This is a genomic window from Exiguobacterium acetylicum (assembly GCF_019890935.1).
Taxonomy (GTDB): Bacteria; Bacillota; Bacilli; order Exiguobacteriales; family Exiguobacteriaceae; genus Exiguobacterium_A; species Exiguobacterium_A abrahamii.
In genome coordinates, this window is the sequence record NZ_CP082333.1 from 1,763,744 (window position 1) to 1,778,540 (window position 14,797).

22 protein-coding genes are annotated in these 14,797 nt (G+C 46.2%); 10 read left to right on the forward strand and 12 right to left on the reverse strand.

Annotated elements, in window-relative coordinates; all coding sequences use genetic code 11:
• Window positions 1–14: 14 nt before the first annotated feature.
• From K7G97_RS09275 to K7G97_RS09295, 5 genes are read right to left on the reverse strand one after another with little or no spacing between them, the layout of a single operon-like run.
• Window positions 15–368, reverse strand: coding sequence for a DUF2178 domain-containing protein (locus tag K7G97_RS09275; protein WP_223040408.1), 354 nt, complete (start codon window positions 366–368; stop codon window positions 15–17).
• The gene (locus tag K7G97_RS09280; RefSeq protein ID WP_023468465.1) at window positions 365–580 is read right to left on the reverse strand and encodes a helix-turn-helix transcriptional regulator; all 216 of its coding nucleotides are present in this window, start codon (window positions 578–580) and stop codon (window positions 365–367) included. Before K7G97_RS09280 ends, K7G97_RS09275 begins: the two co-directional genes overlap by 4 nt.
• Window positions 581–636: 56 nt before the next feature.
• On the reverse strand, window positions 637–1,068 hold the full coding sequence (locus tag K7G97_RS09285; protein WP_262415730.1) for a GNAT family N-acetyltransferase: 432 nt from the start codon (window positions 1,066–1,068) through the stop codon (window positions 637–639).
• A 29-nt stretch (window positions 1,069–1,097) separates the two neighbouring features.
• The gene (locus tag K7G97_RS09290; RefSeq protein ID WP_244290034.1) at window positions 1,098–1,442 is read right to left on the reverse strand and encodes a DUF3147 family protein; all 345 of its coding nucleotides are present in this window, start codon (window positions 1,440–1,442) and stop codon (window positions 1,098–1,100) included.
• Window positions 1,423–1,827 (reverse strand): MarR family winged helix-turn-helix transcriptional regulator, encoded by a 405-nt coding sequence (locus K7G97_RS09295; protein ID WP_223040409.1) that lies wholly within the window; start codon window positions 1,825–1,827, stop codon window positions 1,423–1,425. The genes K7G97_RS09290 and K7G97_RS09295 overlap by 20 nt, the downstream gene beginning before the upstream one ends.
• 76 nt (window positions 1,828–1,903) lie before the next feature.
• Here K7G97_RS09295 and K7G97_RS09300 point away from each other — a divergent pair, with 76 nt between their 5' ends.
• Window positions 1,904–2,260 (forward strand): hypothetical protein, encoded by a 357-nt coding sequence (locus K7G97_RS09300; RefSeq protein WP_223040410.1) that lies wholly within the window; start codon window positions 1,904–1,906, stop codon window positions 2,258–2,260.
• 12 nt (window positions 2,261–2,272) lie between these two features.
• Window positions 2,273–3,040, forward strand: a complete 768-nt coding sequence (locus K7G97_RS09305) for a nucleotidyltransferase domain-containing protein (RefSeq protein ID WP_223040411.1) — start codon at window positions 2,273–2,275, stop codon at window positions 3,038–3,040.
• On the opposite strand, the gene K7G97_RS09310 is transcribed toward K7G97_RS09305, so the two are convergent.
• Entirely contained in the window at window positions 3,029–3,739 is a 711-nt protein-coding gene (locus tag K7G97_RS09310; protein WP_223040412.1) for an SAM-dependent methyltransferase, read from the reverse strand. The two genes, K7G97_RS09305 and K7G97_RS09310, sit on opposite strands and share 12 nt — an antisense overlap.
• A gap of 183 nt (window positions 3,740–3,922) precedes the next feature.
• Here K7G97_RS09310 and K7G97_RS09315 point away from each other — a divergent pair, with 183 nt between their 5' ends.
• On the forward strand, window positions 3,923–4,558 hold the full coding sequence (locus K7G97_RS09315) for a homing endonuclease associated repeat-containing protein (RefSeq protein WP_223040413.1): 636 nt from the start codon (window positions 3,923–3,925) through the stop codon (window positions 4,556–4,558).
• Window positions 4,559–4,606: 48 nt separating this feature from the next.
• Here the strand turns inward: K7G97_RS09315 and K7G97_RS09320 are convergent, their stop codons facing one another.
• From K7G97_RS09320 to K7G97_RS09330, 3 genes are read right to left on the reverse strand one after another with little or no spacing between them, the layout of a single operon-like run.
• Complete coding sequence (locus K7G97_RS09320; protein ID WP_214860012.1) at window positions 4,607–5,017, reverse strand: DUF4362 domain-containing protein; 411 nt, start codon at window positions 5,015–5,017, stop codon at window positions 4,607–4,609.
• 17 nt (window positions 5,018–5,034) lie between these two features.
• Window positions 5,035–5,541 carry an SRPBCC family protein gene (locus tag K7G97_RS09325; RefSeq protein ID WP_223040414.1) on the reverse strand — a complete coding sequence of 169 codons (507 nt, stop codon included), beginning with the start codon at window positions 5,539–5,541 and terminating at the stop codon, window positions 5,035–5,037.
• Window positions 5,513–5,878, reverse strand: coding sequence for an ArsR/SmtB family transcription factor (locus K7G97_RS09330; protein ID WP_223040415.1), 366 nt, complete (start codon window positions 5,876–5,878; stop codon window positions 5,513–5,515). Before K7G97_RS09330 ends, K7G97_RS09325 begins: the two co-directional genes overlap by 29 nt.
• A gap of 135 nt (window positions 5,879–6,013) precedes the next feature.
• On the opposite strand from K7G97_RS09330, the gene K7G97_RS09335 reads away from it, so the two are divergent.
• On the forward strand, window positions 6,014–6,868 hold the full coding sequence (locus tag K7G97_RS09335) for a LysR family transcriptional regulator (RefSeq protein WP_214860004.1): 855 nt from the start codon (window positions 6,014–6,016) through the stop codon (window positions 6,866–6,868).
• On the opposite strand, the gene K7G97_RS09340 is transcribed toward K7G97_RS09335, so the two are convergent.
• Window positions 6,856–7,491 carry a hypothetical protein gene (locus K7G97_RS09340; protein WP_223040416.1) on the reverse strand — a complete coding sequence of 212 codons (636 nt, stop codon included), beginning with the start codon at window positions 7,489–7,491 and terminating at the stop codon, window positions 6,856–6,858. The genes K7G97_RS09335 and K7G97_RS09340 overlap by 13 nt on opposite strands.
• Window positions 7,492–7,609: 118 nt before the next feature.
• Between K7G97_RS09340 and K7G97_RS09345 the strand changes: the two genes are divergently transcribed.
• From K7G97_RS09345 to K7G97_RS09355, 3 genes are all read left to right on the forward strand, one after another.
• Window positions 7,610–8,377, forward strand: coding sequence for an SDR family NAD(P)-dependent oxidoreductase (locus K7G97_RS09345; protein ID WP_195864918.1), 768 nt, complete (start codon window positions 7,610–7,612; stop codon window positions 8,375–8,377).
• A 63-nt stretch (window positions 8,378–8,440) separates the two neighbouring features.
• Window positions 8,441–9,238 (forward strand): SDR family NAD(P)-dependent oxidoreductase, encoded by a 798-nt coding sequence (locus tag K7G97_RS09350; protein WP_223040417.1) that lies wholly within the window; start codon window positions 8,441–8,443, stop codon window positions 9,236–9,238.
• A 26-nt stretch (window positions 9,239–9,264) separates the two neighbouring features.
• Window positions 9,265–10,290, forward strand: coding sequence for a phosphotransferase (locus tag K7G97_RS09355; RefSeq protein ID WP_223040418.1), 1,026 nt, complete (start codon window positions 9,265–9,267; stop codon window positions 10,288–10,290).
• A gap of 13 nt (window positions 10,291–10,303) precedes the next feature.
• On the opposite strand, the gene K7G97_RS09360 is transcribed toward K7G97_RS09355, so the two are convergent.
• The gene (locus K7G97_RS09360; protein WP_223040419.1) at window positions 10,304–11,551 is read right to left on the reverse strand and encodes a polysaccharide deacetylase family protein; all 1,248 of its coding nucleotides are present in this window, start codon (window positions 11,549–11,551) and stop codon (window positions 10,304–10,306) included.
• A gap of 194 nt (window positions 11,552–11,745) precedes the next feature.
• On the opposite strand from K7G97_RS09360, the gene K7G97_RS09365 reads away from it, so the two are divergent.
• Window positions 11,746–13,161 (forward strand): NAD-dependent succinate-semialdehyde dehydrogenase, encoded by a 1,416-nt coding sequence (locus K7G97_RS09365; protein WP_223040420.1) that lies wholly within the window; start codon window positions 11,746–11,748, stop codon window positions 13,159–13,161.
• Window positions 13,162–13,318: 157 nt separating this feature from the next.
• Window positions 13,319–13,774, forward strand: coding sequence for an NUDIX hydrolase (locus tag K7G97_RS09370; protein WP_223040421.1), 456 nt, complete (start codon window positions 13,319–13,321; stop codon window positions 13,772–13,774).
• Between the two features lie 12 nt (window positions 13,775–13,786).
• Here K7G97_RS09370 and K7G97_RS09375 read toward each other — a convergent pair whose 3' ends face one another.
• Complete coding sequence (locus tag K7G97_RS09375; RefSeq protein ID WP_223040422.1) at window positions 13,787–14,206, reverse strand: carboxymuconolactone decarboxylase family protein; 420 nt, start codon at window positions 14,204–14,206, stop codon at window positions 13,787–13,789.
• Between the two features lie 119 nt (window positions 14,207–14,325).
• Between K7G97_RS09375 and K7G97_RS09380 the strand changes: the two genes are divergently transcribed.
• Window positions 14,326–14,757: an Lrp/AsnC family transcriptional regulator gene (locus tag K7G97_RS09380; RefSeq protein ID WP_223040423.1), complete on the forward strand. Its 432-nt coding sequence runs from the start codon at window positions 14,326–14,328 to the stop codon at window positions 14,755–14,757.
• Window positions 14,758–14,797 lie beyond the last annotated feature (40 nt).

A 14,797-nucleotide genomic window follows, 5' to 3' on the forward strand; every position in this document is an offset into this window, starting at 1 on the left:
AAACATTCACTTCTTCACATCTTTCGATTCACATATAGCAATGTGAGTGGGAAGAGTAAAACTTGTCCTCCAAATGCTAATAACATCGCAAACTGAATGTCTTGAATGATAGACAGATTAACGAGAACCAAAATTACGAAAAGATAACCGATACTAATTAAATAGGCGATATGCCCACTACGTATTTTGACCTCGTATTGCCGCTCATCATGCGGTTCGTCCGGTGAGAAACTCACCGCTGTGATGCGTGAGGAAACACCTGCTAAAATCAGTACGATTCCAGTCATTTTCATTTCTGGTATCTCCATCGTCATGTATATCCCCATTCCAATTAAAGCAAGATCCAACAATATATTTAATCGCTTCATTCTATTCCCTCCTCGTTCGTTCGATTCGGTGTAAAGATGTCTTCGATTCGCCGTTCAAACAGATCAGCTAGTGAAAACGCGAGGTCGAGTGACGGATTATACCGCTCTTTTTCGATGGAAATGACCGTCTGACGCGACACGTTCAATCGTTTTGCCAGTTCGCCTTGCGACCAACCTCGTTCTTCGCGCATCTCCTTGACCTTATTTTTCATGATTTCACCTCGTAGTCCCACTATATGTAAATAACACACTACCTGTCAAGTTTCCTTTACACCTTCTTCATACGCTCCCACATGATATACCGATCGTCTCTCCCGACCTGAATCAATCCTGCTTTTTCGAGTACTCGGATTGATGCTTGATTTGTCGACTCCGTCTTCGCAAGTACCCCTGTCACTTCCGTTTGTTCAAACGCCCATTCAATCAATGCTTGAACTGCTTCCGTCGCAAACCCTTGATTGAGATACGCTGGTAACAGACCATAACCGATTTCGACCGCTTGTCGTATGTCCGGCTTCCCCTTGAATCCGATATCCCCGATTACTTGACCATCCTTTGTCACGACGAGCCAGTTGCCCCAGTATAATAGCGAGGGATCTGACGCTATTGACATCAAATGATGCTGAACTTCCGGTCCGTTATCGTAGTGCTGTTGTTGTAAACGCGGTAGATCCTTCGCTGTACATGGATGAATCGTCAATCGCTTTTATCATTACTTTGTCTCCTTTTTTAGGTTTGCCACCACTGTTGTAGGTGACGTTGGATATACCAACAAGCAATAAAAAAGCTCGTCGCACCGAGTATACTGTAAAAAATAGGAATACCTAAGCGAATCAATCCATATAAGACGGCAAGCAATAAGAACGTCGCTGGTAATCCGAGTAACACACTCTTTAAGAATGTACTCAGTTCTGCCCGTTCACTTCCCTGTTTAACGAGCCAGGCAAAGCTGATCAGACTGACGACGGGCAATGCAGACAACACACCACCCAGTGACGGTGAACGCCGGGCGACTTCCGTGACAAGACCGATGACCAGTGCGCTCGACAGCACCTTAACGAGAAAAGCAGTCATCTGCCGCCTCCCGCAACAATCGAAACGCCTGTTCAATCGCCTGTTGGTCTGTTTTTGACATCGTAGCAAGGACTTGATTCAACCGTTCAGGATCGAGTTCCGTATGACGACGAACGATTGTATCTCCTAAGTCTGTCAAACCAATCGTCACTTGGCGTTGGTCTTCTGGATTCCGTTTTTTTTCGATATAGCCTAATCCCTCCAACTTTTTGACGTGCTCAGACGTCGTATTATGTGAGAGGCGAAATGCCTCGGCAATCTGCTTGATCGTCGGATTCACCGCAAATTGAATGTATTGCAAAATACGCACACTTTGGTGAGACAGGTTTTCTTCGAACCGTGGATGTAGTTGATAATAAATTTTTGCAAAATCAGCTGAAATCATAATGCTCCCCCCTTATATCGTATAATCCGAATATATCGTAAAACACGATATATTAATAGAGAAAGAGGTGTGTTTCATGAAAAAAACGGTAGCTACTATCGTATTGGTCATTCTTTTTCTCAGTGGATGCTTAGCGGAGACGACGATGACAACGACGGACCTCATCGCGGCGGAAGCCATTAAACAAGCTCAAGACGTCATCCGCTTGAACGATCGCGTGTATCGACTAGATCAGGTCGTAACCGTCTCCGATCTATCCTTGACTCCTGGTCCACGTGTTCAAAAAATAGCATCCGAAAAGACGCTCGAGGACGGCATGGCAACTCATCTTAAGAGCGGTACGGTCATCTATCAAGAAAAAGATGATACGATGTTTATATATGTGCAGCGAAACAAGAAGTGGTATCGCTATCAATCCATCCCTGAAGGATGAGGAGGAAAACAGATGCAGTATCCAACGACATTGGGCACGAAAAATGGCTACATCCATAATCCAACTTCCGCTGAAGCGATTCCTGTCCGTTATCGTGCCGTGATTCAGGACGTCGTCGCCTATGTACAAACCTTATCCGCGTTTCATGGCGTGTACTTGTATGGTAGCGTTGCCAAAGGAACGGCGCGTCCCTTTGAATCCGATCTCGATTTTACACTGATTTTGACAGAACCGTTGACGGAAGAAGAACACATGCGGTTAGATGAACGCACGGAAGACTGGTTGAAGGACTATTCATTCGTCACCAAAATCGATTATGACATCGGTCTGCTTGGCGACGTCATACGGGATGACGAAGTTCTTCGCTGGGGTGTCTGGTTGAAATCCGTCAACTTGTTTTTGGCAGGCGAAAATCTCCAAAGCCGATTTCCATCCCTTCGCCCGACACGCTCTCTTGGCTTCGCGTTAAACAATGGAGTATGTGAGCAGTTGAAAACGGATTTATTTCTCCTAGAAACAGGTCAGGTCGCTTTGCTTTATTCCGATTCGATCGTGAAACGGATTGTTCGGAGTGCCTATCACCTTATTCTAGAAGACGATCAAAGCTTCGTGCATGACCTAGAGACACTCCGTCCGATCTTGCTTCATTATTTCCCTGACGAACCGCGCTTTTTGTCACTGTTCGCCGCATACGATACACATCAAATCGTTTCGCTAGAATATGTCCACTACTTTGTGGACTGGTTCGCGTCTCGAATGCCGGACGAATCAATCCTTTAATCGAAACAGACCAGTCCACAGTCCAGCATGACCAAATAATTCCTCCGGATTGTCGACGGGTTTCATTTCCGTTAGTTCGATGACGTCGAATGCATCGAAGATGGAGAGTAATCGCTCTTTCGTGTATCCGAGTCCACCTTGAAGACTATTTTCTTGATAGACCTCCCAGTCCGTCAACGTCGCCCCGCCAAGCGGACCGCCCGCAACAAAACACGTCAATCCGAAATATCCTCCTGGGCGCAACATCTCCTTCAGTCGCGTCACATAAGTCACACGTCGATGTGGCGCCATATGATGAAAACAGCCGGAATCGTAAATGAAATCATATGTATTCTGTTCGGTCGTCGCTAGAAAATCTTGCTTTCGAAACGCAACATGTGCCCCAGTCTGTTGCGCTTGTTCCGTTGCCCAGTCTAACGCGGTTGCTGAAAGATCCAGTCCCGTCACCGAGAAACCATGTGTTGCGAGATAAATCGCATTTCGACCCGGTCCTGTTCCGAGATCTAATGCGTCACCAGGCGAGAGCCAGCCCTCTTCGACGTAGCGAACTAAGTTCTCGTCCGGAATGTTCTTAAAAAACGGGACCGGTTTCGACCGATCTTCATAAAACTTGCCCCAAAACGGTTCTGGTTCACGTAATCGTGCGTCGAGCATCTTTAAAATATCCTCCATCGTATCAATCGTCTGTGTTTCTGTCATTGATCAGTTCCCCCTCTTTTCTTCTATAATATTGTATTCGTGTTTCAGCTCTGATTTCCCTGTATTTCCTGGATAGAAATGCACTATTTTTCTTACCTTACGATATTGTTAGTATGTTCTCGCAATCCCTCATGCTACACTAGCCTGTAATTGGAACAACCATTCAAAAGGGAGATATCTTGCATGCGTCAACATCCGACTTCCACTTCCACCTTAGCAACGGATGAGAAGATCATCCGCTTGATTCAAGGTCTTCATCAAATGCACCATTCACCTATGAAAGCTACCCATTATCAAAAGTTAGCAGCCCAACTTCCTTATCCTTCTCTTGAAGAGATCAACGCCCGATTCGGTTCGTGGGCGCACCTGTTAGAACGAGCTGGAATCGTCAAGGCTTCCCATTTATCGACGAAAGACCGCATGACGCTGAACCGTCCCGCTGCGGTCAAGCGAACGAAGCGGTGGTCGATCGAAGAAAGCGTCGCTTTTTATGTCGCTCAAAAAGGAACGAACATGACGATCCGCTCCTACACGGAATTGCGAGATCTACACCCCGAGATGCTGAGTGCGAATACGATCATTCGTCGGTTCGGCACCTGGAAAAAGGCCTTGGCACACTTCGATCTTACCTCGAACGGCTTCTTCACAGATCAAGACTGCTTAGACGCTCTTCAACAAGCTGCAGCCACACATGGACCGCTTCTGACGAGTCAACAATATGCCAAGTGGGCGCGTGCGCACCAAGCACCTTCACTGACGTTGTTGATTGAACGCTTCTCCAGTTGGCGCGAAGCCTTGCGTCGTCTCGACAGCGAATAAAAAGGATCGTGCCCGCTGATTGATTCGACGGGACACGATCCTTTTTGATTATTGTTTTGGCAATCGTAAGAGCTCATGATCCGCCCCTTCAGCGCATTGGCGTAACGTATAGACCGACTGTTCCTTCTCGCTTGTCTTGACGAGTCGCTTACAGACTTCGTTTTTACGATCATCGTCTGTCGTGCCGAATTGATCACGCGATGAATCAGACGTGTATTGATACGACTTGCCATCATACTTGACATCATACAATACCGGGTCTCCTTCAGTCGTAAATGCCGTGATGCGGATCTGATCTGATTTGCCTTGCGTTGACTTTTTTAAAAAGGATTCAAATCGGTCGCTGTTCGTAACATCATTCTGGACGATGATGTCGCCATTCTCCTTCGCCTCTTCCATCGTATATTTTCCACAACCGGCTAAACAAAGCAGACATACTATAAGACCAAGCTTCCGCATCCCTCACCGACTCCTTCTCAACGTTTTGCTAATAATCGATCAAGGCAATACAGTTGCGACGTAAAGCCTTCCTTCATCCCCATACTGAGTACTTCTTGCACGGCTGCTTCTGTCTCATAGGTTGACTCGAAGACAATCAACGTCGTCTCCCCGTGGTCGAGGAATGTCGTGACATTCTCGCTTCCTGGCAAATGTTCAGAGATCGCTCCTGACGCGTCCGAGAAATAATCGGCATGACTATACGTGTTCGGAGCATCGATGTGTCTGAAAATCGCTTTTCCCCACGATTCCATGCCGTAAAAGTCACCTTGCGCCGGATCAACACAGCGCATGCAATAATGCCATACACCACCCGGTTGAAACTCAAACGTCTTGATCGTCGTCTCCCAGCCTTCCGGTCCCCACCACGCTTCGAGCTGCTCTTTTTCCGTGAATGCGGCAAAGACGCTATCTCGTGGTGCCTCGCACGTCCATTCCATTCGTAGCGTCTTTCCCTCAATCGAAGTCTTCAATTTCTTTTTCATTCGTCCCGTCTCCCTTCACGTTCGGCTGAATCTGCTTCAAATGTGCGTCTAGACGATGCATGCGGGCTTCCATTTGTGTAAGCGAGTTGCTCCACATGACGAGCTCTCGAAACGCTTCCGGGCGAAGGCTATACAAGCGACGATTCGCCTGCCGTTCGACAGTGATTAGTTCCGCGTCAAGCAACAGCTTCAAATGCTTCGAGGTTTGCGGTTGGCGTAAGTGTAGTTGTTCAGCTAACTCATTGACGGAGCGAGGACCATCTCGTAACGCTTCGATGAGTTGAATCCGTGTCGCGTCTCCGAGAGCTGAGAATCGTATTGGTATCCGATCATTCATATCCGTTCACCTCTTTATTTTATATATCCCCAATTTAGAATATTCCAAACTAAGAATATAAAAATGCAAAATGATTGTCAGATGCATTCAAATGGCGTACGTTCTAAACAACCTGTATGAAAAGAGCGTGAACCAATGAAGACAGAATGGATGGAAGCATTCCTCGTCACCGCGGAGACCGGTAGCCTGACGAAAGCAAGCGAAGTACTGCATATGACGCAACCGGCGTTAAGTAAACAAATCAAAAGTCTTGAGAGTGCACTCGACGTCTCGTTGTTACACCGTTCGGCACATGGTGTCACGTTGACGACAGCTGGCGAAATTGTCTTTGAAGAGAGTCGTGAACTGCTTGACCGGATCGATCAGATGAAACGACGGATCGGTACGATCGACGAACGGACGACGTTGACACTCGGATCATGGCCAAGCGTCGCGATGACGTATCTCCCGCGTCACGTCTCGCGTCAAGCGACGGCCCCGGATCTCAAATTGAAGACAGCGCATACGACGATCGATTTGATGCAAGGTCTTGAAGAACGCCGATACGATGCTGTCTTACTCGACGATCGTCACCATGTCCATCCGTATCATACGACGCATTTGTATACGGAGAACTTTTTGCTTTATGTGCATCAAGACGACGAACGATTTATAGGCTGTACGTCTGTGGCGTTTGAGCAAATTCGTGACGCCTCTTTCTTATCGCTTCCGATCGATTGCGATTCGACGAACATCCTAAAGGACGCGTTCATCGAGCGGGGGGCCGTCTATCAAGCAGAAAACGAGATGGAATTCGGATCGAGCGTCCTCGGTTTCATCCGTGCAGGACTTGGTATCGCTCTATTGCCGGAGATTTTCCAAGATGGACTGTCACCTGAAATCAAGACGTTACCGGTCGACGGGTTTGATGTCGTCCGCGAATTGTCACTCGTCTCACGAGACGCTTCCCATCATGCGATCCTGCTTGATTTACTCGGTCAGTCGCGCTGAAGGTGCACTTGTAGTTCATGTCTTAGATCATCGACCTGATTTTGTGAAATCGCCGAGTCCGGTGTCTCACCGTACCGGACGAGATGATAGATTGATGGATCGAGCGTGACATCAATCCGCTGTAACCATTCGCCGACCGTCTCTTCGGAGCGGCGGCGTTTTTGTCGTGTCAGTTGCCGATCGAACGTTTGTAACAGACGGCGAATCTCTGACTCTGATTCTTCACCAACAAGTGTTTGTCGTATCGAACGATTTGGGGAAAACACCGGCGGCGGGTCCATTAAATCGTCGATTACCTTCTCTCGTCTGCGTCGTTTTCGCAATCGCTTCAAGAGGTAACGTACACTGAAGATGACAATCAGTAGTATGACAAGACTGACGACACCGTAAAATGTAGCAACACCTAAAGTATCCCCATCCTCCCCGCTGCTCTGTATCTCATTTTTCGGTTTTTTCTCTACTTTTGGTTTAATGTTCGTTTCTTCACCATCGTTCGTCATAAAGCGCATTTCATAAGATGCCGGTTCATAAAAGAAATAACGGTAAACTTCCGTACCGACCAATTGAATCGCAGCAAGGCTTACGAGTGCTATACATAATGTCACAATTAACCCACGCTTCATCCTATCCCTCCTTTTCAATATTTTACCATCTCCATTCTACCTCGGAGTGATTTTTCTTTCTTTTCAGTCAATTTTTCATTAGAGTAAGTGGTGACTCTCAATAAAAGGACGTGACATCATGTATCTTCCAAGTTTTTCGTTAACCGATCAGACGTTTCTTATCACTGGAGCTGGACGAGGCATCGGACGCGCGCTCGCCATCGGGATGGCTGAAGCCGGTGCTAACATCATTCTCGTCGCCCGGACGGAACGGGATTTGAAGGAGACGGCACAAGAAATCGAACGACTCGGTCGAACGGCTTACATCTTCCCGTGCGACATCACTGACCGAAAACAAGTCGTCGAGACGGTAGCTCGTGCCTACGAACAAGTACCGCAGATTGATGGGCTCGTTAACAACGCTGGAATGAACATTCGCTCGAAGGCACTTGATGTAACAGAAGACGAGTGGGAAACGATTCAACAGACAAATTTGAAATCCGCCTTCTTCTTCGCTCAAGAAATTGGGAAACGGATGCAGGAGACAGGTGGAAGCATTCTGAACATCGCCTCGGTTGCTGGTCACGTCGCCTTACGGACCGGCGTCGTGTATGCGACGACGAAAGCAGCAATGATTCAGATGACCAAAGTATTGGCGCTTGAATGGGGACCACGAAACATTCGTGTCAATGCGATCGGACCGTGGTATTTTAAGACACCATTAACGGAACCATTGCTGAAAGATCCTACATACCTGCAAGAGATCGTTGACGTGACACCGCTCGGTCGGGTTGGTGAATTAGAAGAACTGGTTGGACCAGCTGTCTTCTTATCGTCTGCTGCAGCCCGTTACGTGACCGGACAAACGCTTTATGTCGATGGTGGGATGACGATTAAAGGTTTTTAAAGACAGAAGAAGACGGATGCGCATCTGCTCATCCGTCTTCTCGTATCTGAAAGGAGTTTCATCATGTCAAAACGAATTGCACTCGTCGCTGGCGCCTCGCGTGGTGCCGGACGTGGCATCGCTTATGCCTTGGGTGACGCTGGAACGATCGTCTACGTCACGGGACGGAGTACGAATGAACAGACAACGGACAACCGTAGAGAGACGATCGAAGAGACAGCTGCTGGTGTCACAGCACGCGGCGGACTTGGCATTCCCGTCGTTTGTGACCATACAAATCAAATGGACATCGATCGTCTGATTCAGCAGATTCAGCACCAACATGGTCGAATCGATCTCCTCGTCAATTGTGTGTTCGGTGGTTCGGAAAGCCACTTACCGTCTGGAACTGGACGACGGTTTTGGGAGCGACCACCGGAACATTGGGACGCGATGATGTCTGCCGGACCAAAAGCGTATTTGTGGACGATTCGGGCTGCGATGCCCTTGCTACAACAAAGTCCAGCTGCGCTCGTCATCAATTTGACGTCATTCACTCCAGATCAGGTGGCCGGAAACCTCTATTATGATTTGGCGATGCAAACGATTAATCGAATGACACACGTCATGGCGCAGGAGTTAGCTCAGACGACCATTTCTGTCATCGCGCTCTGCCCCGGTTTCATGCGAACGGAACGGGTCGTTGATGCTGGTTTCGCGAGTGCTGCGACTGAATCGACGACTTATATCGGACGAGCCGTTACAGCGCTGATGGCGGATGACGCCGTTAGCCATTATTCTGGACAAGCCGTCTTCGTTGCCGATCTCGCGAAGACCTATCACTTTACGGATCAGGACGGGACGCAGCCACTACCGTTTTGAGCTATACCGTTTGAGGAGCGTGAACTATGTGTCCTGAAGATAATCAATTGATTTCGATCGCTCTATCACGATTTGGGATTTCATATGATTCTGCTATTGATCATTCAATCTCTTTATCGACTTTCGGAATTCATGGTGACAAACATTATCGAATAATCTGTAATAGTAACGCTTATTCTTTACGCCTTCTTGCGGATGATCGATATAGTTCTGAGACAGAACTTGCCTCTGCATCTGATTTGAATCAGCAATTATACGCAACTGATAGAATACGTGCACACGGACTCCCCTTCATGAAACGCGTTCAACCGACAACTGACTCAAATACATTTTCAATGATTCAGGATGATGCTGGTCAAGCATGGCGCTGTGTCCTCTTTGATTGGATAGACGGCACACATATTACTGCACAAACTAAATCATCAGCGTCAAAAATGGGTGCGTTGCTCAGGCAGCTACATGATATACCGGTCGATTCACAATTTTCTTTTCCGGTCGTTGACCATACCGTCGCCTACCAAAAATGGCATCATGATTTATCAAAGGTGGATACTGTCATCACCTCAATAGACCAACAAAGGTTAGGTAACTATCTCGATCTCGTCCAGTTCCATATCTATCAGGCACAACGCAGATCGAAGAACGATGTGCTACCTGTTTTATCAACAGACCTCAATGCACTAAATATATTATGGAAGAACGATCATATCGTCGGAATCGTTGATCACGAACATATCGGTTACTCTGATCGTATACAAGACATCGCATGGATCCTTAAATGGTATGCACGGAATGAAGGGATTCATTCTTTTAGCGTGTCCCCTGAACTAGCGCAAACGATTTTAGGAAACTATGACATGAATATTTTTGATCACGATGATTTTGTTCGACTTAAATCGTTACTCTGGCTTTCGGGTTGTTTCAATTTCCATTTCGTCCAACAAACATTCAACCTTTTATCTGATTCTTTCGTTTCAAATGAGGAATTGAGCAATCACCTAGAACGTTACCGTCAAAGAGGAGATGCTCTCCTCTCACTCCTAGCAAAATGATCTATGGAACGGTTCACTTCCGTTCCGGTCGTACTGAATCAAAGACCTCTTTCGCATTAAAGAATGGATCGAGTACGCTCGTCTTTCCAGCAACGGCTTGACGTAAACGAATCCCATCAACGTTGATCCGGGCTTGGCGGAAGTAGTCGGGTCCAACTTGTTTCCACGCATGTTGACTCGCATCAACATTAAAGAAATAACGGAAACCGCTATCGATGAGCAAACGATATTTCTCACCCGAATACTCATGCCAATCCCCGACATCACTGCCATATGGATAAATCAGTTGCGTCGTTTTTCCGATCAGCGGAGCAACGTCCTGTTTGTAGCGTTTAAGATCCGCGCGGATCGTCGCGACTGATTCTTTTCCGACCCAAATATGTCCGTACGTATGACTCGCGAACTGCCAGCCGTCCTCTTTTAATGCGATGGCGGTCTGTTTCGCTTGTTTTCGTGCCGTTTCGACCTTTTTATTGTGTCCATATTGATTGTAGGAGGAACGATACCCGAGCACCCCGTTATAACCTGTGATACCGAGCAACCCTTTTGCTCCTTTATAGGAAAAGTCAGGATGCGACTGGACGAACGCATCGACGATTGGTACGAGATCATAGGCACCATCCGGCTTTCCAACCATCGCGTTGACGATTTTGCCGTCCTTCACTTTTAAATTCTTCGCAAATCCATCGCCTTTCATGTATTCGTAATAATTGACGTCATCTTGCGAGAGCACGAGCGGGTGTTTTCCTTTGGGTAAACGGACAGGTGTTTCAACGATCTTCCCGTTCATCTCTTTTGCTAAGTCTGTTGGTCGGACGAGTACGTAGTTGTTTTTGTACAACGCATCCAAGATCCGTTCGAACTCCTGTTGCGTCACCATGTAATCATCGTACCCCGCTTCCTTCCGGTCGCCGTCAAATGCTTGTTTTGGATCAGCAATCAATGAATGGAAGAAGAGATGCGGCACAGGTTTTTTCACAGGCAGGAGCGCCTGCTTTTTCTGTTCATATTCTTCCGTTTTCTGTTTCGTCTCTTTTGTGCGCACGGGTTTTAACACCTTAATCGCCCGGTCATAATCGTACTGAGCAGCGTAACGATCCGCACGCTGCAGCGTCTTTTCTATGTATGCTTGTTGCGAAGCTTGTCTTTTTTGCTGTGTCTCGCGTGGTTTGTCCGACTTTTTATCAACGACTTCTTTTTCCCCACATCCACTTAGCAGTAGGCTCAGCGTCACACCGCCAATGATCCAGTACCGTTTCATTTCTTTCGACCCCTTTATCAATTTTGACATTTTGATTCCCCATATATTGTAACTGTTCCCGATTATTCAGTCGATTAACTATTTTGTTGAGCTATTCCGTTTCGTTATGACGGTCCATCCAAAGCGGAACTTCCGCTCACTCGTTTTGAAGTGTTTAATGGAGGACGTAATGAAATTCACGGAGGTGCAACAAGATGATTGAAAAGAACTTAATTAATGGTGAATGGTACGATACAACAGAAACGATTCCGGTCTACGACCCAGCAACGAAAGCATTGCTCGGACATGTTCCAGCAAGTTCAGCGGAAGACGCACAACGTTCCGTTGATGCAGCGAGCGAAGCATTCGTCAAGTGGTCAAACGAAACTGCAGACACACGTGCAAATTTAGTCGACGCCTGGTATCGCTTGATCAATGAACACCGTGAGGAACTCGCCCGGATCATGACAACAGAACAAGGGAAACCGTATGTCGAAGCACTCGGCGAAGTCGATTACGGCAATCAATACGTCCGTTGGTACGCTGAAGAAGCACGCCGGATTTACGGTGAAACGATTCCGGCTTCTGTTCCAGGAAAACGACTCTTCGTCGAAAAAGAACCAGTCGGTGTCGTCGCAGCGATCACACCATGGAACTTCCCGGCAGCGATGATCACACGCAAACTTGCTCCTGCTCTTGCAGCGGGTTGTACGATTGTCCTTAAACCATCGGAAGAAACACCGTTTACGGCACTTCGCCTCGTTGAACTAGCAGAAGAAGCTGGTATCCCTAAAGGAGTCATCAACGTCCTAACAGGTGATGCAGCAACAATCAGTGGCGTATGGCAAGCCGATTCCCGTGTCCGGAAGATCACGTTCACAGGTTCAACAGCCGTCGGGAAATTGATCATGCGTCAAGCAGCCGATACGATGAAAAAACTATCACTTGAACTCGGTGGTCACGCACCCTTCATCGTCACGGAAAATGCGGATCTCGATAAAGCTGTCGAAGGGGCAATGCGCTCAAAATTCCGGAACGGTGGACAAGCGTGTGTCGCGACGAACCGCTTCTATGTGCAAGCATCTGTCCTTGATGCATTCACGGAAAAATTCACAGCAGCCGTCAAACAACTGCAAGTCGGTAACGGGATGGACGCTGACTCGACAGTTGGTCCATTGATCAATGAGAAAGCCGTCGCAAAAGTCAAAGCACACATCGATGACGCTGTCGCAAAAGGAGCAACGATCTTGACTGGTGGTACGATTGACGAATCTGTCGGCTACTTTGTCACTCCAACCGTGCTTGCGAATGTCACTGAAGATATGCTCTGCATGCAGGAAGAGACGTTTGGTCCGCTCGCACCGATCTCTGTCTTTGAGACGCTTGATGAAGTCATCGAACGGGCGAACAATACACCTTACGGACTGGCAGCTTACGCGTTCTCTGAACGCATCGATGAAGCATTGATGCTCGGGAAACGACTCGAATACGGGATTGTCGGTCTGAACGATGGCGCACCATCTGCTGCACAAGCTCCATTTGGTGGCTATAAAGAGAGTGGTCTTGGCCGTGAAGGTGGCGTCTACGGCATCGAAGATTATCTCGAAGTCAAATACTTGTCGCTCGGTTAATCCATCAGACATTTCGTTTGAAACGAACGATCATTATTCATAGGTAACCCCTCATTTCTTGAGCGAAATGAGGGGTTTTTATATGACGCATGCTTACATACCAATTTGTAAGGTATGATTGAATTCAAATGATTATACGAAAAGGAGTGATTAAACAATGGATGTTATCACCTTCGGGCAGAGAGAACAGAACCAACACTACATCACGAGACCTGCTGTTTATGCGGTCATGCGTGACTCTCAAACAGGTAAAATCGCCGTCATTCAAAAAAGGGACGGTAAGTTGTTTCTTCCAGGTGGCGGTATTGAGGACTATGAGACGCATGAAGACTGTCTTAAAAGAGAGGTACTAGAAGAAACAGGGATGGACGTCGAAATCGGTGATTTCATCGGACGAGCCAATCAACATTTCTATTCACAAAATGAAACGGCATATTATTTGAACGAAGGGCAGTTCTATCGTTGCGATGCTGGGCAGAAAGTACAAGATCCGATCGAGGATGATCATGTCTTACGATGGATCGACCTGGCTGATGCAATCAAACACCTATTTCATGAACATCAAAGATGGGGTGTTCAGAATGCACTAAAGAAAAAATATGAAAGTGTGTAGAAAAAAGTAAAATCAGGGACTATCAATTGGCTGTAAATTCATGATAGCTCCGTAGTATTGAGATGCTGTGCAAAAAGTAATGAATGCACATAACTCACTGATTTCTGGAATAGTAAATGTTTCATTCATGAGTAAAAATATTGAATCAGGGATATTTCCTTTCACCTTTATAAAAAGATCTGCAAATCCAGTTGCTAAAATCATTTTCTCATCCATCATGTTTTTCTTTGGCTTTCCTTTGGCCTTGCAATATGCACATCCATTGGATTGTGCTAATGTTCTTCTAACTTGTTCTTTCACATCCAAACTTAAGGTTCCCTCTTCAATCAAATCTCTTTCTAACATCGTCCAACTGTTTAAGATTTTAGGGTTATGACCTAGTAATTTTTGAAATGGTGTTTCTCCTATTTGGGATAAAGGTATTTTTGTCATTTTATTCACTCCTTCTACAATAATTTTATATAATGATTAAAAATTATCACATTTTATTTGAAACAAATATTGAACTAATACTTTATAGTCAATAACTTATTTTGAAGGAGGGTTTACATTTGAAAATTGATTTGATTGATCGACAAATATTAAATGAACTGGCTCTAGATAGTCGACTGTCGATGCGTTCAGTCGCAAAACGTGTTAATTTATCAGCTCCTTCAGTAACAGAAAGAGTCCGCCAAATAGAATCTTATGGACTCATAAAACGATATGGTTTAACAATAAATTACGAAAAGTTAGGTTCCCCTATTGAATGCTTAGTAGAAGCAACCATTAAAGAAGGGCGCTATGATAGATTCAAAAAGTACATACAGCAACTTTCGAACGTTGACTTTTGCTATCGAATTTCTGGTGATTCTTGCTTCATGCTAAAGTTACATTTCCAAACGTTCCAAGAGGCGGAATTTTTTATTGAACAAATCCATCCATATGCCCATACGGTTACTCGCTTTATTTTTTCAGAAGTAGACACTCGAGTCACTTTATAAAAAAGACAAGAAGAGCATTCAAAGATTGCTCATCTTGTCT